Consider the following 22,759-nt stretch of genomic DNA (forward strand, 5'->3'; position numbering starts at 1 on the left):
GTGGCGCGGAAAATTCCCACCAACTGATGGCAATGTGCCGGCCGCCCCTTCACCGGCCCTCTTCATCATTGTCCTTGGCGCTTTCCGAGCCGGCGCCAGCGGGAAGCGAAGTATCGTTGAACTGCCGATTATCGGCCCCGGCACTGTCCGCCCCTGCCTCCGGCGTGGGGGCCTGGTCGTCATTTGCACTGCTGCCGGCAGGCGCCGAGCCGCCCTTCAGCGAATCCTTGAACGCCTGGATTCGCGCGTCGGCGCCTTCATTGTAAGCTGCCTTGCCCTCGGCACCTGCCGTGGAAAAGGCCTGCTTGAAGTCGGCTCCCGCAGCAACTGCAGTAGAGGCCATACCAGCCCCCGCCGTGAGCGCACCGTTGGCAACAGCATCACGCACTCGCCCCCCCAGGGAGGCCGAGCCAGATTCGCGGAATGACTCCACGCCAGCACGCCCGGCGGACAAGGCAACGCTGCCTGCCCTGCCCAGCGTCCTGGCGGTAGCGGCAGTGCCGCCCGTGATCGCCCGCCCCAATGCAACACCGGCTGCCTCACTGCGTTTTTCACCCAGTGTGCGTTTGTCAGCCGATTCAGCCTCGGCTTTTGCACCCGAATCACTTGAAGACGAGCCCCCGACACCCTGCCCGTTCGCACTGACCAGCGCCGGATTACCGCCCGAGCCGCCGCGAGACCCGCCGCCTTTAGGCCCGCCGCCAGGCGGGTTGCCGTCTGGCGGTGGCAGCTTGCCCTTGTCGTGACCCAGGCGCATGCCTGTACCGGAACCCTGTATTCCAGCACCTACCGAAGCCATGCCTCCACGCATCTGGCCCACGGCATTGGTCTCGCCCAGGTCACCTATGCCTGCACCGATCCAGCGCAGTACCTGGTCGGGCAAGGTCTGGGGCAAGCCGAAGATCATGTACAGCACGGGCAACAACGTCAGCCCGAAGACCATGAACCACCAGGCAAAGGTCAGGAACTCCGAAATCGCACCCACACCACCTGACGAGGTCACCACGGCACCGCGCATGGCGAAGAAGCCCTGGGCGATGTAATCGATCACCGGGTCAGACACCAGCACCGCGGCAAACAGGCCAAGAACAGCCAGCGCCGGGCGGGCGAACAGCGAAAGCAGCAACAGGTAACCCTGTGTCTGGGAGCCCACGAACGTACGGTCAGGTGTCATGTGCATCACCGCCCACAGCGGCGCAGCAATGATGGATTGCAACACCGCGAGCAACCAGCCGACAAAGACGATCATGAACAGCGTGTAAGGCAGGCTGGGCAGGAAGACCGCAAAGTAGAACGCCAAAGGTTCGATGTAAGAGGCCATCAAGGCGAGCTGCTTGACCGGCACGGTCAATACCCAGTCCCAGAGCGGAGTCACGATCTTGTCCAGGTCAAGCCCGTTACCCAAGCCCTTGACCGAGGAGAGCGTGCCTGCAATCACCCGTATCGCCGTGCCGGCCGTCTTGATTGCCACATCGGCCACAAGAATGCCGGCGCGCGCGACGGACAGGTAGTCACCTACACACTTCATGCGGTTGAGCGAGCCCCCCATCTGCCCGGCCGTGCCGCACAGTGGTGTCTGCCCGTTACTGCCTGCCCCCGTTGCGATCTCCACCACGTTCAGCATCACGCCGTTGACGAACGATGACATCTTGGAGTCCATGTCAGCTTTCAAAGAGCCGACATTGATGTCGCTGTTGGGATCCTTGGGAATGAGGCTGGCAATGTCCTCCGGCTTGGACGTGGTCGATTGCTTGTAGCGGGGCTTTTCTTCTGCCTTCTTGTCGATCGCCTCGGTGACCGTGGTTACGCTGTGGGTCAGCAAAGAGGAGCGGGCGTCGGCGGGCAACGCGCCCATGGAGGGGGCGCTGACCGTTCCAACCGGCTCGGACAGCACGCCAGATATCTGGCCCCGGACCATGCCCACACGCTGGAACCACCCACCAGCGGCAGCCCAGCCATCATCCGTCAGCGTATCCAGGAAGTCCTTGATGCCACTGTCCACATCGCCCTTGTCACTGCTCACCTGGGTGAACAGATCCGTCGCCACCTTCTGTTCCGCCTCGTTCACGATGACATTGAAGCGGTCAGAATCAACCGCATCCCAGCCGGAGTCGTTGATGGTTTCAGGCCAGCTTCTCACCCAGGCATCCAGTTGGGTAATCATGGCCATGGCCGCAATACGCTTCTTCTCCTGCACATTTACCCGCAGAGACTCCAGCGCCTTGGCCATCGCTTCCGTGTTGGTCTGGGCCTGGGACTGGGCCTGGGCGGCATATACCCCCACTTTCACGGTGCCACAGAAAGCCGCACCGCCTGCCAGGTTGGTAATCGCATTGCGGTCTTTGATCTCGAAGACGTATTCCGTGCGGCCATTCACCGTACTGAGCTTGTCATGGGTCGACTCAGCCCTGACCTGGGGCGCTGAACCGGATGCCGGGTTGTTCGCATAGATCGAGTTGGCCGCCTTGGCGCAGTACGAGGCCGCCAGGTAGCTGCGGGCAAAGTCGCGCAACCCATAGAAGTTGCCCGGCGAGTTGACGCCCTCGACGATACCGTTCGGCGACAGGACGCCCATGGCCATCCCGGCTTTATAGGTGCCATTGGCGAAGCCGACCCCCCACAGGGAGAACATCAGCACAATCAGCTGAATGAACGAAAAACCGCTGGTTGTCGGCAGCAGCACTGCGCCACCCGCCACGATCCGCACCGGCGTCCACAGCGAGGACCAGTTCTTGCCCATTGCCTCGCCGTCGTTGGCCGTGTTGGTTACACCCATCACGGCAACGTACGAAACGATAAGCGAACCGATGATGAGGATCCCGCTGTTGAAGAAGCCGAACATCGTCGCGAGTATGTTTGCGCTTGCCTGCACGGTATTGGGGTCGGTGCCTTTGACCAAGGCGTCGATTACCGGGCCAAAAATCCGGCCAAGCATCTCGACTGACTGGTCGCTGCAGTCGTTTGCATCGCACGGTGAAAACGGCATCTGAGCCATTGTGAATACCTACCTGAATCGAGTAGCGGACGGTTGATCTAAATCGTTCGCGACGAATTCCCTTGGAATGCTCCGTCGTCCTTGAGTTGAGCTGCATGAGCCCCACGCGTGCTGGTCTGCACAGGGACTTGCGGCCTGAGCCATGGTGCTGACCTGCGAACCATGATCCTGCAGATATAAAAAACATGGCAATCTTAAACCACAAATCGTCAAAAAATCAAAATATTGATACGAAAGAAAATTAACAAAAATCCGTAAAGACTTGATCATCACGACAAGATCGGGATGATCAGGGAAATCCTTGATCAGAAAAAATCCAAAAAATTGACGTAATAATTCGTCAAAAATCCGAGAAATGTCGCGAAACATTTATAAAGCCCAGACCTTGATTAGCGCTTCCCCCGTCAGCATCAATAAGTTTTCGATACCGCAAAAAGCGCTTGGTACTCGCTCATTTCCAGGAAATTCAGCGCGATGAACCCCAAAAAAGCGGCTCAATCGGCTTTGTAAAGTTGTGTAAATAGACATTTCACCTACTGGCCAGCGCAGCAGGCGAGCGGCATGATGGGCCTCAAGCCCCCATTTAATGGGCGAATGAGCATACTCACCGCCCACTGAGCATTTTCCAGGCAGGAGGCAAGCAGCCTCGTGTGGGATACCTTAAACCGCCAAAAAAACGATTTATCCGACTCAAGCACAAGAAAAATAACAGTAAAAATGCTATGGTCACTCAAGCAAGCGGACCTCAAGGTTCGCGGTGGTATGGCGACTGAATCGGGCACGTTCAAGCCCTGTGAAAAAACGACGGACATAGATGCAGCTATCAATACGTGATGCGAGCCGATTCGTGATCGGCGCCGGGTTAATGCGCGAAAGGGCCATCGAAGCCTCGGGTAACCCTGCAATCAGTTTTGGCAACGTAGCGCAAGCCGCCCTGCGGCAAGGCCCCGACGGCCAGAAAATCCGCCAGACGATCGACACGCTGGCTGATCAGGAGTCTGCATACCTGCGCTCGACACCTCCCCACACCTTGAGCTCTGACCGGGTCATGCAAAGCCGCGAAGCCGAAGTGAACGCATTCACCGCCATCCACCGCGCCGTGATTGGCAGCGTTAACCTTGAAGCAGCCAGCCCGTCACGCAAAAGCGGCGCACAGTCCGAACTCCGCCAATCGCTGCTCGATGCATTCGAAGCAATCGACAACACGCCCGGCTCGCGAGCAGACCGGGAAGGCTTGCTTGCCAGCGTGCGCGAACAGGTAATTGCGGCCTCTTCCGATGCCGACGGCATGAAGCGAATGCTGCGCGAGAGCGAACAAAGCTACCTGGCGGCCGACCTGGACAAGACCTTCGCCCGCTACGCCAGCGCATCACTACCACGCAGCGAGAGCAGCAACGACTACAGCATGTAAGGATCACAGCCCATGCCGACTGCACAGGCGTTCCAAAGCTTCACCGCTTCAGTATTTCCCTCTCAATCGACGGAAACCGTCATCGCCAAGCAACCCGTACTGGCCGAATACGGCCGCGAGCTGCGTAACGCAATCAGCCAGCTGCCGCCAGAAGCAACACGATCGCTGCTGGGCGAATATGGCCAGGCGTCCCCAGCCCTGATATCGTCGATCGAGGGTTCCATTCTGGATCGCGAGTTTGCCCACGAACGAGCTGCCCAGCAGGCAGACGTCAGCCAGGACTGGTTGAACGCTGCCGATGCGCACGGCACAGGGATCAATGAGTCAGTGGCAGCAGCAGACGACACCTGGAACATGAACCCCCAGGCATAAATGCAGGCGCAAAAAAACCGGACCAGCGTCCGGTTTTTTTGTGCCTGCCATCACCAGCAAAAGCCGGCGAATTCACACCCTAGCGCGAAGCAGTCTTGAACTGCCGGGTGCTGTCCTTGCACCCCATGGATGCAACAGTGAACAACACCTCATACCGCGTGTATGCACTGGCAGAAATGCTTGCTGGCCTGGGCCCCTTGTCGAGCGTCTTGCTGTATGCAAGCACGGCATCGCACGCGATCGCATCAACGACCTGAGTGTTTGCCCGGGCAGCACGCTGGCGCACTCCCAGTTCGAACTGCGCGTCATCCAGCACAACCGGCGTGCGCGCCGGCGTGGTCGCCAACGCAGCGTACGCTCCTTGAGTTTCCCCCAACAAACGTACGGAAATCGTGATACCGCCACCGCTCTCGATCCGCGGGTACCCGGCAAACCGCGCAGTGAACTGTTCCGTAGCCGCCAGCTGGCTTACCGTGCGGCCCACCACTTTGGCCCAGTACTCATTTGGCGGATTTGAAGGGTTATAGGCTGGCGCGCCTCGATCATACGACTTGCCCGCCATCCTGAGCTGCTCCTGGCGCAGGAAGTAGCTGGAGCGGCAGTTGTTGCTGACCTCTGCATCCAGCGGCCGGCCAGACTTGGCGGTGTATAGCAAAGCGGACGCGCATGGCAGTTCGAACTGCCCGTTGAGATACAGTTGCTCACCGGTCCCCAGCGGGCTTGTGGTGGGGATAAGGTTGACCGCTCCGCCACCCGCACCACCCGCAACCCCGGTCACAAGGGCGCTAGGCATCATCGAAGTCAGCGAACTGACAGCTTCGTCTGAAAAACGAATCTTGGTGGTCCCGTCCGGCATCTGCTCGGTGGTTACACAGCCCGCCATTGCCGCAGCAGCCAGCAGCGGCAGGATGAGTTTGCACTTGGTCATGCTCGTGTCCTTACTTGAAAAGTCTGCTTGAGCGCGATCAGAAGAACCGCCCCATATCTTGCTGCCTGACCTTTGCCTGGCGAGTCTCGCGCAGCTGGCGCACCACGTCACCTGCACGCATCTCGACAGGGTCGCCACAAGGCTCCCCCACCTCGACCACGTAGCCATCACGTACGCCCACCTGCACAAACTGCACAAACCTGGCACTGGCCATGAGCGCACGCTTGCTGCCCTCGTCGACAAAGATGCCGAGCGCCAGTGGCGGCATGCGCGAGTCCATGAAGCTGACGCCCTCGACCGACAGGTACAGCCGGTCGGAAACGTAGGCAGCCTCGAACGGCATGCACGAAGCCCAGGCGGCCTCGAATGGCTGGACGCCCACGTACAGGGTGTCGCCTTCCAGCGCAAAGCTGAACCGCCCACTTTGCATGGGCGAAAGCAGCATCACGCGGTCGTGTTCGGGATGGCGCAGTACTTCGTCCCGCTTGAAGTTTGCCGTCCAGCGCAGAAAATTGGCGTACGCCACCACTTGGCTGGCGGCCCGCGCTACACGGGCCCGCTCTTCTGCACTTATTGCCGGCCCGACATCCTTATGGCCCTGGGTCCCCATCAACATCAGTCCTCGTGCTTTTTGCGCTTATCCAGCATCCCGAAGAAGTCATCAAGAATCTTGTTCAGCATTTTTTGCGGCGTGTGGCCAAAGTTCTTGGCGTGCTCTGAAACCCGCTCATGGTTGTCGTTGCGCAAGGTGTAAGCGTTGGACGGGTCCTTCTTGCGGTTACGGAACGAAATCAGACCCGAACGGCGCGCCATCGACATCATGCGCTCGTAATCGGTGTGCGAGATGTTGAACTTCTTGCGGATATCCACCTTGGTCAGACGCTCGTCCGCCTTCATCAGGCGCACCGACTCCAGCATCAGGTTATGCAGCTGGTTCAACCGCACCAGATGGTTGAAGCCACTGTCGATCTGCCCCCGTTCCACGGCACCTCGGTCGGTGTCCGGGCGAGCCAGGCCGCTGGAAAGGTTCTTCAGCACGACTTCGTCAGACAAGTCGAGCGGGTTTCGGTTCTTCTTGGTTTCCTTGAAATCGGGCGACTCGCCGCTCAGGTAGTAGACCGAGCCTTGCTTGGCGATTTCCACTTCCAGGAACGAACAGGCAACCATGAAAATGTCTTCGGTGCAGAGCTTACGCGACACCCCTTGCTGAACGGCTTCGCGGCTCAGCGGCTCGCTGGCCGCGCGCATGGCCGCATGGGTATGCTTGGTCCGCTGAATGTCCTGGACCATGTTGAAATACGACTTCAGCGGCAGCACCTTGTCGGACAAATTGACCAGCGGGTGCAACTCCTTGACGGTGTCAGCCAATACATCCGGCGAGGGGACCAGCAGGGACCGCAGGCCTTGGGCAAGCGACAATAACTTGGTCCCGTCTTTCACTTCATTCGCTGGTCGCATATACGTACCTAAGGTTTTCCAATCCAAAATAGTCTTCAAGTGCCTGCGGGGGAGCAAACACCCCGCTCAAGCAGAACGGCAGCCGAAGGCTTCCTTGAGGATGGGAGCAGGTAATCATTGCGGCGCCAGGCACCCGAGATCACCCCCTTGACCAGGGTCAAGGCCCATGGACTGAAGTGTCTGCTTGGTCAGCTCCACCTGCGCCTTGATCGACTCCGGGTCGTTCGCCATCTGCTGCGCGACAGCATTTTCAATCGGCGACTGAGAGGAAGCAAGGTTAGACAAGGTCGCCATGACCGCAACCACTACCAATGGAGGGACAAGCCAGGCCAAGGCTGTCTTGCGCCGGCGCGCCCTGGCCTGCCGCGCAGCGTCACTGGCGGCTTGCTCGCGCACGGCTTTGCGCGACGGCTGGGGCGCTGCAGCAGAATACTGCGACGCCGCCACCGGGGAAGACTGGAAGGCCTCTGGCAGCACGACCAGGCGCTCGGCTTCGTCGCGCTGGAAGTAGTTGTTCAGTGCGTCGTTCAGGCACTCCGAAAGCGCCTGGCGCACGGTGTAGGCGACCAGCGCCGGGTCGATGTGCGGAGCCAGCGTGCCCTTGCGATTGGCCTCGGCATGGAACATCAGCTGCAGCACAGCCAACTCATGGTTCGACTGCACGCCAGCGTCGTCCTGAATTGCCAGGCTGACGCTACCCTTCAGCAAACGCTGATGGCCATCGTCTTCAGCCATGTCGAAACCGTCAACCACCAGCGACAACTGCTGGAACCCCTTGGGAATGCGCACCGTCCGCGTTGCACGCTGTACGTCGTTGGGGCTCTGGCTGTCGAACACTACCAGCAAGTGCTCGCCCGAACCGAAGATGCGGATGCTGGGATCGAACGCGAAGTTCGGCGCTTTGGCTTTCATGTACTTTGCTCCTTAAAGTTTTCCAAAGATGTCTTCAAGTACGACGGCCTGCGAAAGGCCCGTCATCATCCTTGGCTTCCCTGTGCGATGGTCGATGAAGAATGCAGCTGGCACACCCGCTTGTTCCTTGCCGTTGTTTTCGAATGCGGCAAAAAGGAACGCCAGGTTGGTGCTGAGATGCTCGACCGTTTCCGGCGTTGGCTCTGAGCGGATCTGCTCATGCTTGCCCAGCATCCGCGCCAGCGTTTTCTGGTCCTTGGCCTGCAGGATCGTGGCGGCCAACGGCACGCCATCGGTTGGGTTACCCAGCGCAGCGGACGGAATCCACTTGATGGAGTGGCCCTTTGCCGCGTAAGCCCTTGTTAAGTTGTACGCCTCGCGGCAGTACGGGCAGCGAGGGTCGATGATGATGTAGACGGTATCGCCAATGCCGCCCTTGCCTTCCTTGACCCCAGCCAGGGTATCAACCGTCTTCATGGATTCGGGGATAGCCCCCTTGAAGCTGCCGTCCATGGCTGCGGCCTCGCGCACGTTCGGCGCGGCCACCGGCGACATCATCGGCGCGACAGGTGCGGCCGGCGCGGCAGCAACTGGAGGCGATGCAGGAAGAGCGCTTGCTGCCTGGGCAGCACCTGGCAGGAAGGCATCGGAAATATTGCTGCCGGTTTCCGCATTCCAGGCTACACCGGTGAACAGCACCGCAGAGTCCGGGGTGCTGAACAACACCACCTGGTGGCCGTTTTTCTCCACGGTCCAGGCGGTCAAGCCACCCAGGCCGACAGGGCGGGCATTGACGATACGGCCATAGCGCGATACCCGCTGCGCGGTCAGGTCATCGAGTTCCTGCTGGGCCGGGGTCGCTGGCGCAGCAGCTTGAGCGGTGATGAAAGAAGAGAGATCTGCCGTTTGCGTGGGCGCGGCATGGGCGACTGAAACCCCCGCCGCAAGCGCCGCAAGCACGGCAATAGGTCTTGCAATCACACCTTTCATGGCTCGATGTCCTTATTAAGAATCCAATACGACCGTATTCTAACAAAAATGTAGAAAAAGGCACCAAAAAATAAAAAAAGGCCATCTTTGTAGATGGCCTTTGGTTACCGCTGATCCGCTAGGCAGCAGTGTTTCAGGACGCCCCTGCATCGCGTGCCGCAGCCTCAGCCGAGGCATGCCTTTCCTGCTGCAAGTCCTCATAACGCTTTTTGTCCGCATCGGAGTACTTGTATGCCGACATGGCCAACTCAAGGCCGTTGACTGCCTTGTCCAGCTGAGGCTCCGCCAGCGATACGCCCGCTTTGCACTCATAGAGGAAGTGCGACAGGATGCCCGGCGCCTCCGGGAACCCGGCCTGGCGCCCGATCGTCTGCAAGGCGTACCACAGGTCCCTGTCGAAGAATCGCAGCCAGCGCATCTCGGCGGGTGGCAACACCCCCAGGCGCCGAGCCTGGAAGAACAGGGCGAAGATAATGGTCCTGACAAACGCATGAGCGTGCAGGATCGCGCTGGCATTGGGGTGCTTGATGTACTTCTGGATGATCGCCCGCGGCTTCTCCAGCGGTATTTCAGGCTTCAGCCATGCATAAGGCTCGGCAGCACCTGCGCCCTTGCCCGCGGGCGCCTTGAACTGGTCCCAACACCACGCAACCATGTCGTCGCTGTCGGCCATCGCCGCCTTGAAAGCACTCTCGTCCAGCGCTGTGTCCGTAGCGACTACCCGTGGCAGTGCGATTGCCACGAGCAGGGTTTCTGCCGGCGACAGGTTGCCAACCCGGGTCCAGTGCTGGCCCAGCTGATGGCGCATCACCTCGGTGGTTTTCTCGCGGTCGAGGGTCGGTGCCCAGCTTCGGTCCGCCTGCGCTTGCCAGCCGCTGATCAACAGATGCTCATAGGCAAACTGGCGAGAGGTTTGCGACATGCCGAATACCGGGTGATCCAGCGGCTGGGCGATCAGGTCGAGTTCGGCGAACATCCGCAGGTGCGGGTACTGCACCTTGTTCTCTTGCACATAGCTCTTGATGTTATGCGTCCGGGTGAACCTGAGCTTGGGGTGGGTCTTGTTGATACGCATGAACATGCGTACCGAGAAAATCACCATGAACACCAGCAAGAACCCATTCATGAACAGCGACGAGGACGTGATTTCGCCCCACGCCACACTGGAAAAGTCACGCTGGCACGCACCGACGATACCGTCAGGCGCACACATGCGCCCGACCCATTCGCTGATCGAAGAGACACCCGGGATTTGTGCAACATCGCCCAGCACGCTCGGCAACCAGAGTTCCACATAACGGATGTAGGTGTAGGCGGCAGAAATCTTTTCATGGGCAAAATACCAGGCACCCCACCCACCCAGGTAAAGCACCGCGATGATCCCGAGCAATATGGCCGGGTCATCCCAGGTGAAACTCTTTTGCCCACCTCCTTGCTGCTTCATTCAACGCCTCCTCTGGCCGCCACAAAGATATTTACCGGTCATGACTACCCTGCCACCTACCTGACCAGCTCTTTGAGGATGCTGTGAGTGGTGCGCACGCGCCCCACCATGAACACCGCGGCCCGACGAACCACAGCCCGAACGGTCATCTTCTTGACCACTTCGATGTAGACCAGCGCGCCGGTCATGCACAACGCCAACGGCAGCAGAAATTTCCACAACGACGGCACCAGCAGCAACGTCAACCACGGCAGGGCGGCGCTCGCGTTGATCACGAAGAACCGTGCGGGTGGAGCACATCTGCTCCAGTGATACCGACCTGTTGCCATAACCTCTCCCTAAATTCGCTTTGCCAGCCACTACCTGTATGCGCCGGCTCAGCCGTGACGCAGATCGCGGGCAGTCGCTTGCGTGATCAATCCTGCCGCCAGCAGGCGGTCTGCCTCGGCTGCAAAGGTATGCCCTTCTTCGCGCACGAACTCGGCAACCCGCTGGGTCACCCGCCCCATGTCGGTCAGGTCCATCAAGGTGTCGCGTACTTCTTCGGTAAACTTCAGCCACGAACGCGCAGCGGTGCGCTTGCCGTCCACCGTTGGCACCAGCTTCTGCGCCATCATGAAACGGCTGGTGTCGACCAGGTCATAGATCGCGGTCGCCCGCTCCTGCTCGGGGAAGCGGGAAATCATCCGGCGCATGATGGCCGCCACATCCTTGGCGTGGACCGTGCCAAACACCGGGTGCCCCGTGAGCGACAGCTCCACCGCCGCGCGGATGGTTTCCTGGTCACGCAACTCGCCAATCACACACAGGCCTGGCGCACGCCGCATGGCCTCGCGGTTCGCCCGGTAGAAATCCTTGAAGTGCGTGGGAATCTGCGACTGCACGAAGATCGAATGCTTGCTCTGGATCTTGTCGTAGGTGAACTCGATCGGCTCTTCATGGCTGATCAGGTTGCCCTTGATCGGCGTTTCGTTTTCCAGGATGAAACGGTTGATGGCCGCAAACGTGGTGGTCTTGCCATGGCCCGTGGCCCCGGCGATATAGACGATGCCATCGCGCGGTGTAGCCATCCTGACGATATCCTCGCTCAAACCCACGTCCTGGATGCGTGGCGGGTCGTCGGGAATGGCCCGGATGACAATCTGGCAGGACGTATCGCCATGGCAGGCGATGGGCGATGCGTTTACCCGGTAGGCATAACGCAAGCGGGCCCCTCGGGCATCCTTGCGTTGCGGGTCGAACAACTCATACCGCTCGTTGACCGCGGTGCCGGACACGATATCGGTCGTGGCGGTGTCACGGTTGGCCGCCATCTTCAGCAGTTCGTTGACTTCCCCGACATCGAGCGCACGACGGGTCACCGCATACAACCGCCCGTATTTCTTCACCACCACCGGCAAGGCGGGCTGGATGAAGATATCGCTGACGCCATGGGTCAGGGTTTCCAGCATCATCGCCTTGAACTGGTCGGCGCGGTCGAAGCGAAACGGGTCTTCGTAGCTGGTCAGCCGTTCCAGGCGCTCAATCAGCGCGCCCGGCTCGAGCATCATCACATCATCGTGAAAGTCCTGCTTCATTGCGCCCCGCCTTCACCACCAGGCGGGGTGCGCAAGCCACTACCACCGGGCGCCGCAAATGCCTCGGCGGCAGCAGGCTGACGGTACGTGGCAGGCGACGGCGCCGGGCTGGTTGCGCGGGTTGGCGCAGCACGGCGCACCGGGTCGGCGGTGGTGGAGGTGGCAATCGAGCTGCGCCACACATTCATGTTGTCGTTGAAGTCGGGCAGCGCGGTGATGCGCAGCAGGGTTTCGTCCACCGCCATGGACCGCCCTTCCTTGGTAACCGGGATCGAAGCACCCGAGATGATCGGCAAGGTAACCTGGCCGTGGCGGGCAAACTCACTGAAACGGCGCATGCCATCGATATCGCGGTTCATCCGGTCAAAGCCGTAGGTCAGCATCAGGTTTGCCTGCTCGACCCCTTGCTTCCAGCCTTCACGCACGGCCAGCTTCCACACCTTCTCCTCTTCATCGGAACGCGGCACCAGCGCAGACACCAGTGACGTGCGGTCGAATGTGGGCAGCGGGAAGCTCAGGTACTCGCGCCAGCTTGGCGGTACGGACGAAAAGCGTGCCTGCGATTCGATCTTGTAGGCGGCCCCGGAGAGGCGCAGCGTGTAGTTACCGTCCTGGTTGTACAGGTGTCGCGCCTCGGTAATCACCGGTGGCACCACACGGTCCTGGATCATCAGGCTGCTGAAGTCGTAGACCGTATCGAACTCACGCTCACGCAACTTCAGTGCGTTGTTGATGTTGGTGAGCTGCCAGGCAAGGCCAGCTTTCACCCCCACCTGCAGTGCCGCATCCAGAATGGCCTCGCCGCGTGCCGCCGAGGCCTGGTTCTTCTCTTCCCGCATGGCTTCGACAGCTGACCTGGCATCGCCGCTGTCACCTTGCTGCTGAACGTAGGCGGGCTTGTCATAGAGGCGCTCGGCGTCCTCCAGGGTCATCGGGGGCATGTCCATCGCCATGATCAACCCCTCCCCAGCGCCAATGGCACCGGTTTGTAGATCAGGCGCAGGGTGTTGGTACTCTTGTCGAGCACCACGTCGGCACCGGTATCGATCTGCGCACCGACATCCTTGAGCACGTTGATCGGGGTGGCCTTGCGCACCCACACGTTGATGGGCTTGAGGTCTACTCGCTTGCCGCTTTCAACGTAGGCATAGCCATAACGGCTGGCAAAGGTCTGCAGCAGTTCCTGGGGCTTGCCGATGAAGTCGATATCCACCTGGTCGGTATCGACCGCAGCCTGCCGCGAGGCGGCTTGCACCCGGTCGGCACTCAACCGCGAAACGTAATTGTGTTGCGAGTTGACCGCCACCGACACCTTGTCCGCGATGATCCGGCTGGCAAACGCCTCGGTGTCCTCGGTGGTCGGCTTGGCCGAGCTTGCACACCCACCCAACGCAACCAGCGCCAGCAGCACGCTGCCAGCTTTGCAGCCGCGAGCACCCATGAGCATTCCTTTCATGTAAAAAACTCCTGAAGTTGTCATTCTGATCGACCCTGTGCCGGGACCTGCGGCGGCCCGTTACTGGTAGCTCACCACCAGCCGGTCATGGCGTTGCCGTTCGAGGTACTGGCCCCATTTCACCGCCAGCGGGATCAGGTCTTTCTTGTAGATGTCGTTGAATTTGCGGGTGCGCGAGTGATAGTTGGCAGCGCGCGTCCAGAAGTCCTGGCCATTGTTTTCGGCGAGCTTCTGGCGCAGCAACCAGGCCGCCAGCTCCGCGTTGTAGCAGCCGCGCCAGGCGACATCGGACTTGGTAATGGCCGGGTACGAGGCGAACACGCCTTTAGGCCCCCAGTGGGTGGTGTTGATCTGGAAGTGGCCAAGGTCGAAGGTGCCATTGCTGTTCGACACGCTTTGCCCGTTCTTGCCGCTCTCCTTGCTGGAGATGGCCAGCAGTACGTTGGCCGGCACTCCCTGGCGCTGGGCGGCCTGGACGACACAGTCGATATCCGCCGGCCGCACCGCATAGAAGTCATCGGCCAGGGCCTGCGCAGACCACAGTGCGATCAAGGCGACTGGCCAGTGGAGCCCGTTGCGCGTCATGGTCAGATGATCCATTTCTGATGCTGGAACCAGAACCAGAACGCGCCTTCGACAAACAGCTGCCCTGCCGAGACCTGCCAGCTGCGGTAAGACTTCTTCATGCCGAAGACCCACAGCGCAAAACCGATCGACAGCCAGTTGAGGGCGATCATGATGCCTGCGCCGGTCGCCAGCATGTAGACGAACCCGGCAACGGCGAACAAGCTGGCGATGAAGAACGCCCTGGAATGCAGCTTGTGGTTGTGCGCGATCCGGTCGATCTCGCCCCGCTCGATCGTGCTCAGTTGGGCTTTCACCCGCTCGTTGCGGTAGCGCGCGGCATGCTCCCGGACCTTCTTGACATCGTCCTCTTCGAACAAGGCAAAGTCGCAGTTGTTGCAACCCCAACTGTGCAGCACCCGCATCTTGCCTGCCGGGCTCTGCTCCAGTTCCTGGTGGTCGCCCTCGGCTTTGAGCAGGATGCCCCGCTCGCACTCAGGGCAGGCGGGGCTGAAGTTCGAACGCCAAAGCGACTTGATGTGCTGGTTGCCCATGCGCAACTGGTTCATGCCCAACGCCGCCATCGGCATGGTGATGAACGCGAACTTTGCGGCCTTCTTCCCTGAATCGAACAACCCCATCACATCACCCTGGCATGCCAAAAATCTAGTTTCTGATTATCTGTCAGATATCTATCGTCGTCAATTTATGACATTAACTTCCATTCGCTTCCGACCGACGGACGACGCGCCCGATGCCTATTGGTGCGGCTGGTCTTTCATCAGCACCCGGCATTGCGCCTGCAAATCGCTCAGCCGTTTACGCATACCCGCCACATCCTGCGCCTCAGGCGCGGGCGATACGCCATAGGCCGTTTCGCGGGCGATTGCATCGCAGACTTGCTTGATCCGCTCTTCGGCAGCCCACTTGTCCGACAGCGATGCAAACCCTTCACCGGCCGCCATCACCTGCATGTCGAGCATTTGCTGCGGCATGACGATGGCCAGTTCACGCGCCCATTCATCGTCCAGCGCCTGCTCGTCTTCAGCCGCAACAGCGGGCACCGTGGGCGCTGGCATGTTGCCGATGATCAGGTCAGCCACGGCCAAAAGGCTCGCCTCGATGGCTTCCGGGCTTTGCGGATCCTCCTGCACAGCAACCAAAGGGGCAGCGGGCGGCGCCTCTTGCACGTGCTGCTCCGGCAACGGTGCAGGAGCTGCGGGCTTGTTCAGCCCGCCAGTCAAGTAACCCCCCAGCACGGCAAATGACGTGTCCAGCCGCCCCAGCAATGGCCGGTCCGGGTCTGCATAATTGTGTTCAAACGCACTGTGCATCCGGGCCAAGGTAGGATCCCCCTTCACTACCGCCCGCACCCGCTTGGCGAACGAGCCGTCTTTCAGGCTGTCGACAAATGCCTGGCGCGACTGCCTGCTTTGCGGGAGGTCCGACGGCTCGGGCGGCTCGACCGGAATGAAATCGTTGATGCGCATTTCTTTCGGTGCCGGGCCGGCCGTGTAGAAGCCCATGCCCCGGATAAGCGCCACCCCGCCAGTTTTGCCATTCTGCGATTTCTTGCCGACCAGGAAGGTGAACTCGCCGTTTTCCTGCATGGCGACGTCGTCGTAGTTCAGCCGGCTGCGCTGCTCAATGGCGATGTTGTCCGACTGCCTGAGCTTCTCGTTGCCCGCCATCCGCTCGAAGTTGCCCAGCATGGCCTGGGAAGACTCGGCAGCTGCACCCTGAACGCGCCGCCAGGTTTCCGACTCCGTGCCCGAGGTCAAGCGCCCGACGGCCCGGATGTTGGTGTTTTCCCAGGTGGCATCTGCCTCTTCGGCGCTGGATTTCTTCAGCGAGGAGAAGTCCTGCGCAGCGAAGGTAACGCTGAAGCCCAGGCTACGCGCCTGAGCAGGCGCCACAGCAAAGCCGACCACGGCGTAATAGCCGTATTCGTCCAGGATGGTATAGAACGGGAACTTCGACCCGGTCGGCCGGCTATCGATGATTTCGCGCACCACACCCTCCACCCGGTTGCCCAGGCAGCCGGCCATCATTTGCTTGATACTGCCCACGATCATCTTACCGAGCATGCGCATGCTGTCCGGGGCACGCTCCAGCGCTGGCAGCAGCACCACCAGCAGCCTGCGGTTGATCACCACGTCATAGAAATCCACGTCGCCGACGCGGGTCTTGAAAATGTGCCCGTAGTTGAAGGTCAGGTCGTTGAAGATCCGCCCCAGCTGCATGACGATGTAGCCGTGTTGCTCCAGGGTCTTGGTTTCCTGCTGCTTGAACTTGGCCTTCTGGTAGCCCGGTAGCGTCAGCAGGTATGAGCGCAGCGGGGCCACGATCACATCGAACATTTCGCCGTACTTGCCGCCGTGCTCCCACACCAGCTCTTCGATCACGTTCAGCTCGAAGTACTCCAGGTACTTCTCGGGCGACAAGTTGATGTGGCCCTTGTCACGCAGGTAGGTCAGCGGCCGCGTCAAGGCCGCCACGAACATGATCGCCCGCCCCTTCCACATGTCGCCGCCACCGCCCGAGTCGTCCATCAGCGAGACAATCAGCTCGATCAACATGCCCGACGAGGTATTCCCCATCATGTTCATGTTGTTGGTCACCTTGTCGACCTGCTTCTCGACGAAGTCTCGGCCAGAGGTGATGAAGTTGATGATCAGCAGGTCATCTTCGCGGCCCAGGTAGCGCGACAGCCGGAAGATTTCCTTCTGCAGCTTGGGGTCGCCCTTGCCGTCTACGTAGATGAAACCGGTGTTCTGCACCAGCGCGTTGAACACGATGCCAAGCAGCAGCTCGGTGTTGTGGGTAACCAGGCTGTCGTCGGTGATGTACAGGTGGTGCGGGTGGTCGATCTCGATGCACTGGCAGGGCGCCTGACCGGCAGCCGTTACCTTCCACACCTCGGCCCAACCGTTGAATTTGGCAGACCCACGCTTCTTGCGCACCTTGGGCAGCATCACCACCACGCCGCGCCCCATCAGCTCGCGGATGGCATCGGTGGTCACGGTGTGCGCTTCTTCGCTGCCGTCGTGGCCACGGGTAAGCACCCGCCACAGGTGGTCACCGGTGGCCTGGGCCCTGCGGCCGTCGCGTGTGGCAACGGTCCAGACCGGCTGGATACCCTGCTCGATCACCCGCAGCACCGCAGCCTGCTTGCCGTCGGGTGTGCATACACTGTCCCCGACCTTGATCTGCCCCATCTGCACCCAGCCCTTGGGGGTGAGCACCTTGGCGTGCTTGGGTTGCGGCTTGCCGGAACCGGTGGTGCCCAGTACCAGCTGGTGCGTGCGCAGGTCGCTGTCGCCGGCGTAGATTTGCTCGCGGGTCTCCAGGTCATTGCCGAACAGGGTCACGCCCTCGCCTTTCTTCTTGCCCTTGTACGAGCCGTCGTTGACGTCCGCCAGCTTGGGTACCCGATAAGGAAAGTCGAACGCACGATTGTCCACATCGACGAACTTGCGCTTGAACGCCCAGGCCAAGAGCAACAGCAGCTCACCCGAAAAGGGCACCTTGATCGAAATCAGCGCCAGGATCGGCAGCGCGAATGTGCCGAAGACGGCGCCGTCAGCAGACTGGAAAAAATCACTGAAGCGCTGCCCGGCCAGGCGAGTATCTTTGCGCCGCCGGCTGCTGCTGACTTCATGCTGACGGGATGCGCCCTTGTACTGAGCCATCTGTCACTCCCTCACACTACGTCTTCGTATGCACTGGCGCTGATGTAGTCAGCGACCAGATCCTTGGCGATGCGCGCAATCACGGACTGCTCCATGTCGTCATCGACGAACTCGACGTCCTTGAACGTCTCGCGCTTGAGGCGCTCCACCATGTCCTTGCAGCCACCCGACGGGAAGCGCCGGGCCAGCAACGCGAGGGCGTCCGGACGTGGCATGTGCTCGTAGAGCATGGTGCGCAGCTTGCGGTCTTCGGCGGTGGTGGTCAGCGCCCACAGGCGCATCGGCCCGGCCGACATGGTGAACAGCTGGCTGTAGGTGGCGTTCTTGGTTTCGAACCGCGCCAGGAAGGTACAGCCGTGCTTGTTGGCACCGTGGACAAAGTTGACCAGCGCATGTTCTTCGGTGTCGGACAGGCCGATGTTCTTCCTCAGCCAGTCGCGGGTTTCCTTGGTCCCCGAATCGAGGATAAAGGTGGCAGTCGCGATCTTGGTCAGCTGGCCAAAGTCTTCCATCAACTGGGAGGCCAGGATGATTTCCATGTTCCACTTCCGGGCCTCACGGCCGTCAGTCTGCATCTGCTCCTGCAGGCCAACGTGGCCACCGGTCTTGTGGAATTCGTCCATGCACATGACCTTGTATTCATCCACCAGGTCCGCCACCAAGCGCTCATAGAACGGCAGGTATTTCTGGGTGAAGAACGGGAAGTCCTCTTTCGAGAACGCCACCTTCTTCATGAAGCACTGGCGGGCAATCATGTACATCAAGGCGGTCTGCTTCTTGGCCGATGCAGAACCTTGCAGCGCAACGTCCTGCAGGTCGAGAGCCACGATGCGGGCACTGCCTACGTCGAAGCGGGTGTGATCGGAGAACACCGGGAAATCGCCGACAGATTCGCGAATGCCGAGGATGAACGCGTCAACCAGGCTACGCCCGACCTCGCCGGAACCTTCGTATTCGGCGCGAACCTCTTCGGTCGATGCAACTGCCACCAGGTCGTTGAGGGTCGGTACTGCGTAGCGCTGGGTCACCTCTGCCTCGTACACCATGCCGGCGTCGAACATGGCATCGACCAGCTCCCAGTAGGTGGTCGCCGGAAGAATACGCACGCCAAGCTGCGCCACGGCAGTGTCCACCACATCGTTGTGCCCAGGCTTGTAGGTTTCCGGGCTGGCCCGCTCGATCTTGTCGTCCTTGCGCCGGTAGGCCAGGTCGACCATGCGGCCGACGAAGTTGCTCATCCCTTCATAGGGCTTCTCGCGCTCGGGCGGCGTTACCAGGATGGTCAGGAAGTTCTTGTTGAACTCACGGTCCTTTGGCAGCGGGTAGCGCTGGCCCAACGGGGTATCCAGCGGGTTGATGCAGTCCTTGCGGGCATTCTGCAAACGTTTGTACACCACCAGGTGATGAAGCCGGGGCGGCAGGTTGTCACGCACCAGGTCACAGAAGCCGGACGAGGAAATACCAATGTCGGTAATGCCGATGTAAGGCAAGCCCGTCAGGCCAGGCATCAGGCAGGATTCAAAGTGGTTGTTGTTCATCAGCACCGATTTACCCGAACCCGGCTTGCCGGCGATCAGGGTGATCCAGGTGGTCTGCTGCGACGAGAAACGCTGGTACTTGAGGATCTTGCCGTCCAGGCTGCGGTAGATGGTCGAACCTTCCTGGAACGGCGAAGCCGGCCGGGTCAGCGGCAGCATGGCCACGGCATCGCCCAGCGGGGCCGCGGCAGGGTCGCCCAGGTGCTTGGTGGTCAAGCCCAGGCAATTGGACTGGAACGCCTGCATCGGGTTGCCCGTGCGCTCGATGAACACCGGCTGCCCCCAGGCCTCCAGCGTGCGCCAGAGCTTCGACTTGCGCAGCGCAAGCTCCTTCACACCCTTCTCGTCCGGGCTGGCCCAGGTCATTGCGGCAACCTGCAACTTGACCATGCACTCACCGTCGCGCACCCGCTCGCGCAGTTCCTTGGTGGCCAGGTTGATGTTGCGGTTCTGCTCGGAGGTTACCGACAGCAACTGGGCGAACAGGCTCTTCCAGGCCAGCACGCTCATGCCATCGGAAGACAGCATGATCGACACCGAGTACGGCAAGGCACGAGACACCCCGTTTTCCTGGGTTTCGGCGCGGTTGAGGCTGTTGAACAGGGTATTGAAATATTGCGGCTCAGCCGGCGGAATCGACATCAGCAAAGGCGCATACACACGCGAGCCTACCCGCACGCTGGTAGGGTCTGGCAGCAGGCTGGTGCGCTGGCCACTGCCGATCTCACCCGAGGTGACCATGATCTGGCTGGGCAGCGTCGGGTACATGAACTCCGACATGTCGCCGCTGCGCTTGCTGGTTTTCCAGCGCATGGGGATGGCGCTGCCTGGAATATAGGGCTTCCAGGTGCGTGGCGTGATGTCGGGGTTTACCTTTGCGCGGATGGCGCGGATTGCTTCACTGACGTCGAGCACATCGACCGAACAGCCGAACTCGGGGGAAGTCAGGTCTTCGGAAATCTTGGTAACGAAAGAAAGATGGCGGTCCTTGAGGTAGGAAATGGGCCGCAGCAGGTTTTGCGCATCCGCAGTAGCCGGCCACTCCGACGCCTTCCTGAACTCGTTCAGGGCCTCGCGGGCCATTGCCCTTTCGGTCTGGTCAAGCAGCGCTGGCCGCGACCAGAACACCAGATAGCACTCTTCGTCATACACATACTGAGCATATTTGCTGACACCTTCATTGATCAGGTGTCGCACGTTCAAATTCAGCCGTTCGGCGGTGGCCACCTGCTGATGGGCGTTTTGCTCCAGCGGTGCGGTGGCGTCCAGGTCGCGGCTGAAAACGATCTGCAAGTGATGGCCGCGCACCTTGAAGTACACGGAAAGCGAGGCCTCCAGCAGGCTCACAAGCCGTTCGAACTGCTCGCGCCCCAGTACGCTCTTGGTGCCGTTGAAGCGCACGATGGACGCCAGCGAACCGTCGTTGGCGACGATCGATTGCCCGCCATCGACCGTTTCAAGGTCGCAATAGTCCTGCACGTCGGCCTTGAGCTGGCTCAGAACCGTCAGGATCACCGCCTCGAGTTTGTTAAACATGTCCTTGTTCTCCCTTGATAACGTGCTCAACGGCGAGGCTGATCAGCGCTGCGTGCTTGTGCATCAGGCAAAGTTCTTCATTAACTGGCCAGTCAATGCCGACCAGTTGTCGGGCAGGAACAATGCACGGTTATTGGCCGCGTAATAGTCGAGCTGCCCGTCCTTGAACGCGTTCTTGGTTGGAAACAGCCGCAAGGGGGCCAACCACTCAGCGCGTCGTTCGTATTCTTCATCACTGACAAGTGTTTTGCTGGCGAGGGTTTCTGCCACACCCAACACGGTGATGACTTCACCGCCGAATATTTCCTTGAGTGTGTCGCTACCGCGAAACTGGAAAGCGGCCAGCAGGCTGGTGAGCTTCTCGTTGACTGCGACATCACCCAGCAGTTCATTGACATAGATGCACCGGGCAATGTTGTTGATCTCGGTTTGCGTCAATTCCTGAACCGCGACGAAAAAGCCCGTGCCATTCATGGCGCATGCACCCAGGTGATGGACCTGGCGGCACAAGTTACAGGCGGTAATCAGGTTTTCCTTGGTGCAGTTTTCGGAGTTACCGTCCAGCGCATGAAGTTCCTGATACTTGGCGGACTTGAAACCACAGAAACGGCAGGTGTAGTTGTCACGCTGCCACACCGAAGTGCGAACTTTACTGTGCTCGTCACGCCACAATTTGCGTTGATCATCGTCCGAGCGCCACAGCGGCCGGCGTACGCCAAATACCGGTTGATTGGCAGTACGGCTTACATAGCCACTCGCCAGCGTGGGCACAGTGAATGCCCCGCCCCGAGCCGGGTTTGTTTCGCTCATGTCCGATAATCCCGAAACCGTGTTGAGAATGCGGGGCCTTGCGCCCCGCCCTAAGGTCAGCGGCGGGCAGCCTTAGTTGACCACGGTGTTGCGCATGATCCACATCACGGTGCCGACAGCAGCCATCAGGCCACCGATGAACAGGCCGACAATGGCCGACATCGGCTTCTCACGCTCGTCCTTGGAGGCTTTCCACAGGGTGTACAGGGAAATGGCGACCACCACGAAGCCACCAATCGACACCAGCGAGATCAACAGCGTGGCGCCGCCCTGGGCAGTGTTGTCGATGTTGGTCATGACGTCATCAGCGGTTTTGCCGCCCGACGTATCCTGGGTCAGGTCAGTCTTGGTAATGGCGAATGCCGACGGTGCTGCCAGGGCACCGATAACTGCGGTGGTCGCACGTACTTTGGCCGAATCGTAAGCAGCTTTCAGGGTTTTGAGTGCTTTCATGAGTGACGCTCCTTGGGTTTCATAGTTCGAAAAGCCGTTACGACCACGGCGTGAAAAGACCCACCAGATTGAATCCGATGGTGTTGTTGAGTACATCGCTGAACCACTTGAAGTTCCACGCCAGTACACCGCCGATGATCCATCCGCTGGCGGTGCCCAGGCCGGCTTGAGTCTGATTGTTGTAATAACCGTTTACGGTCAACCAGCCTTTCACCATGGCAATCAGGCCAACCACCTGCATGATGCCCAGCAGGGCCAGCGTGGCCAGTTGTGCCTGTTCTTGTAAGGTGGTGCCGGTCGAGGAATAAGACAGCATGCGCGAGTTGGCATAATCCCCGGTCAGGGTGCGCGACATGATGCCCATCCATTCCAATGTGCCAATGGCCAGCAAGATAGAGCCAATGACCAACTGCACACAGGCGGAGCCGACAGAGAAACGCTGTCGCCCGGCCACATACTTCAATGCGTTGTCATGGGTAACGCCCCATATTTCAATTAGCGCGGCACCTGTCAGGTAAAGCCCGATAAGCGCGGCAATACCCTGGCACATCATGATCGCCGTCGGGATTACTTTCCCGATATTGACCATTACATCTACGAGATCGGCAAATCCGGCCGCCATG

20 protein-coding genes are annotated in these 22,759 nt (G+C 60.1%); 2 read left to right on the forward strand and 18 right to left on the reverse strand.

What is annotated here, in order from left to right; genetic code table 11:
• Positions 1-49 precede the first annotated feature (49 nt).
• Complete coding sequence (locus tag ACQKPZ_RS11380) at positions 50-2,995, reverse strand: DotA/TraY family protein (protein ID WP_427537841.1); 2,946 nt, start codon at positions 2,993-2,995, stop codon at positions 50-52.
• Between the two features lie 865 nt (positions 2,996-3,860).
• Between ACQKPZ_RS11380 and ACQKPZ_RS11385 the strand changes: the two genes are divergently transcribed.
• The gene (locus ACQKPZ_RS11385; protein ID WP_427537844.1) at positions 3,861-4,406 is read left to right on the forward strand and encodes a hypothetical protein; all 546 of its coding nucleotides are present in this window, start codon (positions 3,861-3,863) and stop codon (positions 4,404-4,406) included.
• A gap of 12 nt (positions 4,407-4,418) precedes the next feature.
• Positions 4,419-4,778, forward strand: a complete 360-nt coding sequence (locus tag ACQKPZ_RS11390; RefSeq protein ID WP_427537847.1) for a hypothetical protein — start codon at positions 4,419-4,421, stop codon at positions 4,776-4,778.
• Between the two features lie 79 nt (positions 4,779-4,857).
• Here the strand turns inward: ACQKPZ_RS11390 and ACQKPZ_RS11395 are convergent, their stop codons facing one another.
• The 17 genes from ACQKPZ_RS11395 to ACQKPZ_RS11475 form a co-directional block, all read right to left on the reverse strand.
• Positions 4,858-5,706, reverse strand: coding sequence for a hypothetical protein (locus ACQKPZ_RS11395; RefSeq protein ID WP_427537850.1), 849 nt, complete (start codon positions 5,704-5,706; stop codon positions 4,858-4,860).
• Between the two features lie 37 nt (positions 5,707-5,743).
• The gene (locus ACQKPZ_RS11400) at positions 5,744-6,322 is read right to left on the reverse strand and encodes a hypothetical protein (protein WP_427537852.1); all 579 of its coding nucleotides are present in this window, start codon (positions 6,320-6,322) and stop codon (positions 5,744-5,746) included.
• On the reverse strand, positions 6,322-7,164 hold the full coding sequence (locus ACQKPZ_RS11405) for a hypothetical protein (protein WP_427537855.1): 843 nt from the start codon (positions 7,162-7,164) through the stop codon (positions 6,322-6,324). Before ACQKPZ_RS11405 ends, ACQKPZ_RS11400 begins: the two co-directional genes overlap by 1 nt.
• Positions 7,165-7,278: 114 nt before the next feature.
• Entirely contained in the window at positions 7,279-8,076 is a 798-nt protein-coding gene (locus tag ACQKPZ_RS11410) for a hypothetical protein (protein WP_427537858.1), read from the reverse strand.
• Between the two features lie 12 nt (positions 8,077-8,088).
• Positions 8,089-9,066 carry a hypothetical protein gene (locus ACQKPZ_RS11415; RefSeq protein ID WP_427537861.1) on the reverse strand — a complete coding sequence of 326 codons (978 nt, stop codon included), beginning with the start codon at positions 9,064-9,066 and terminating at the stop codon, positions 8,089-8,091.
• Between the two features lie 133 nt (positions 9,067-9,199).
• Positions 9,200-10,510 carry a type IV secretion protein gene (locus ACQKPZ_RS11420; RefSeq protein ID WP_427537864.1) on the reverse strand — a complete coding sequence of 437 codons (1,311 nt, stop codon included), beginning with the start codon at positions 10,508-10,510 and terminating at the stop codon, positions 9,200-9,202.
• Positions 10,511-10,566: 56 nt separating this feature from the next.
• Complete coding sequence (locus tag ACQKPZ_RS11425; RefSeq protein WP_427537867.1) at positions 10,567-10,785, reverse strand: hypothetical protein; 219 nt, start codon at positions 10,783-10,785, stop codon at positions 10,567-10,569.
• A 102-nt stretch (positions 10,786-10,887) separates the two neighbouring features.
• A complete protein-coding gene (locus ACQKPZ_RS11430) occupies positions 10,888-12,087 on the reverse strand; it encodes an ATPase, T2SS/T4P/T4SS family (RefSeq protein WP_427537869.1) in 1,200 nt (399 codons plus the stop codon).
• Entirely contained in the window at positions 12,084-13,028 is a 945-nt protein-coding gene (locus tag ACQKPZ_RS11435) for a type IV secretory system conjugative DNA transfer family protein (RefSeq protein WP_427537871.1), read from the reverse strand. The genes ACQKPZ_RS11430 and ACQKPZ_RS11435 overlap by 4 nt, the downstream gene beginning before the upstream one ends.
• Before the next feature lie 14 nt (positions 13,029-13,042).
• The gene (locus ACQKPZ_RS11440) at positions 13,043-13,543 is read right to left on the reverse strand and encodes a DotD/TraH family lipoprotein (RefSeq protein WP_427537874.1); all 501 of its coding nucleotides are present in this window, start codon (positions 13,541-13,543) and stop codon (positions 13,043-13,045) included.
• Between the two features lie 60 nt (positions 13,544-13,603).
• Positions 13,604-14,128: a transglycosylase SLT domain-containing protein gene (locus ACQKPZ_RS11445; protein WP_427537877.1), complete on the reverse strand. Its 525-nt coding sequence runs from the start codon at positions 14,126-14,128 to the stop codon at positions 13,604-13,606.
• A 2-nt stretch (positions 14,129-14,130) separates the two neighbouring features.
• Positions 14,131-14,748, reverse strand: coding sequence for a hypothetical protein (locus ACQKPZ_RS11450; protein ID WP_427537880.1), 618 nt, complete (start codon positions 14,746-14,748; stop codon positions 14,131-14,133).
• 117 nt (positions 14,749-14,865) lie between these two features.
• Entirely contained in the window at positions 14,866-17,799 is a 2,934-nt protein-coding gene (locus ACQKPZ_RS11455; protein ID WP_427537883.1) for a TraM recognition domain-containing protein, read from the reverse strand.
• 11 nt (positions 17,800-17,810) lie between these two features.
• Positions 17,811-20,873, reverse strand: coding sequence for a type IV secretion protein DotO (locus ACQKPZ_RS11460; protein WP_427537886.1), 3,063 nt, complete (start codon positions 20,871-20,873; stop codon positions 17,811-17,813).
• A gap of 63 nt (positions 20,874-20,936) precedes the next feature.
• The gene (locus ACQKPZ_RS11465; RefSeq protein WP_427537889.1) at positions 20,937-21,683 is read right to left on the reverse strand and encodes an HNH endonuclease; all 747 of its coding nucleotides are present in this window, start codon (positions 21,681-21,683) and stop codon (positions 20,937-20,939) included.
• A 72-nt stretch (positions 21,684-21,755) separates the two neighbouring features.
• Complete coding sequence (locus ACQKPZ_RS11470) at positions 21,756-22,136, reverse strand: hypothetical protein (protein WP_019097479.1); 381 nt, start codon at positions 22,134-22,136, stop codon at positions 21,756-21,758.
• Between the two features lie 37 nt (positions 22,137-22,173).
• Complete coding sequence (locus ACQKPZ_RS11475; protein ID WP_019097480.1) at positions 22,174-22,758, reverse strand: hypothetical protein; 585 nt, start codon at positions 22,756-22,758, stop codon at positions 22,174-22,176.
• Position 22,759 lies beyond the last annotated feature (1 nt).

It is taken from the genome of Pseudomonas sp. NPDC089547 (assembly GCF_050280665.1).
Lineage (GTDB): Bacteria > Pseudomonadota > Gammaproteobacteria > Pseudomonadales > Pseudomonadaceae > Aquipseudomonas.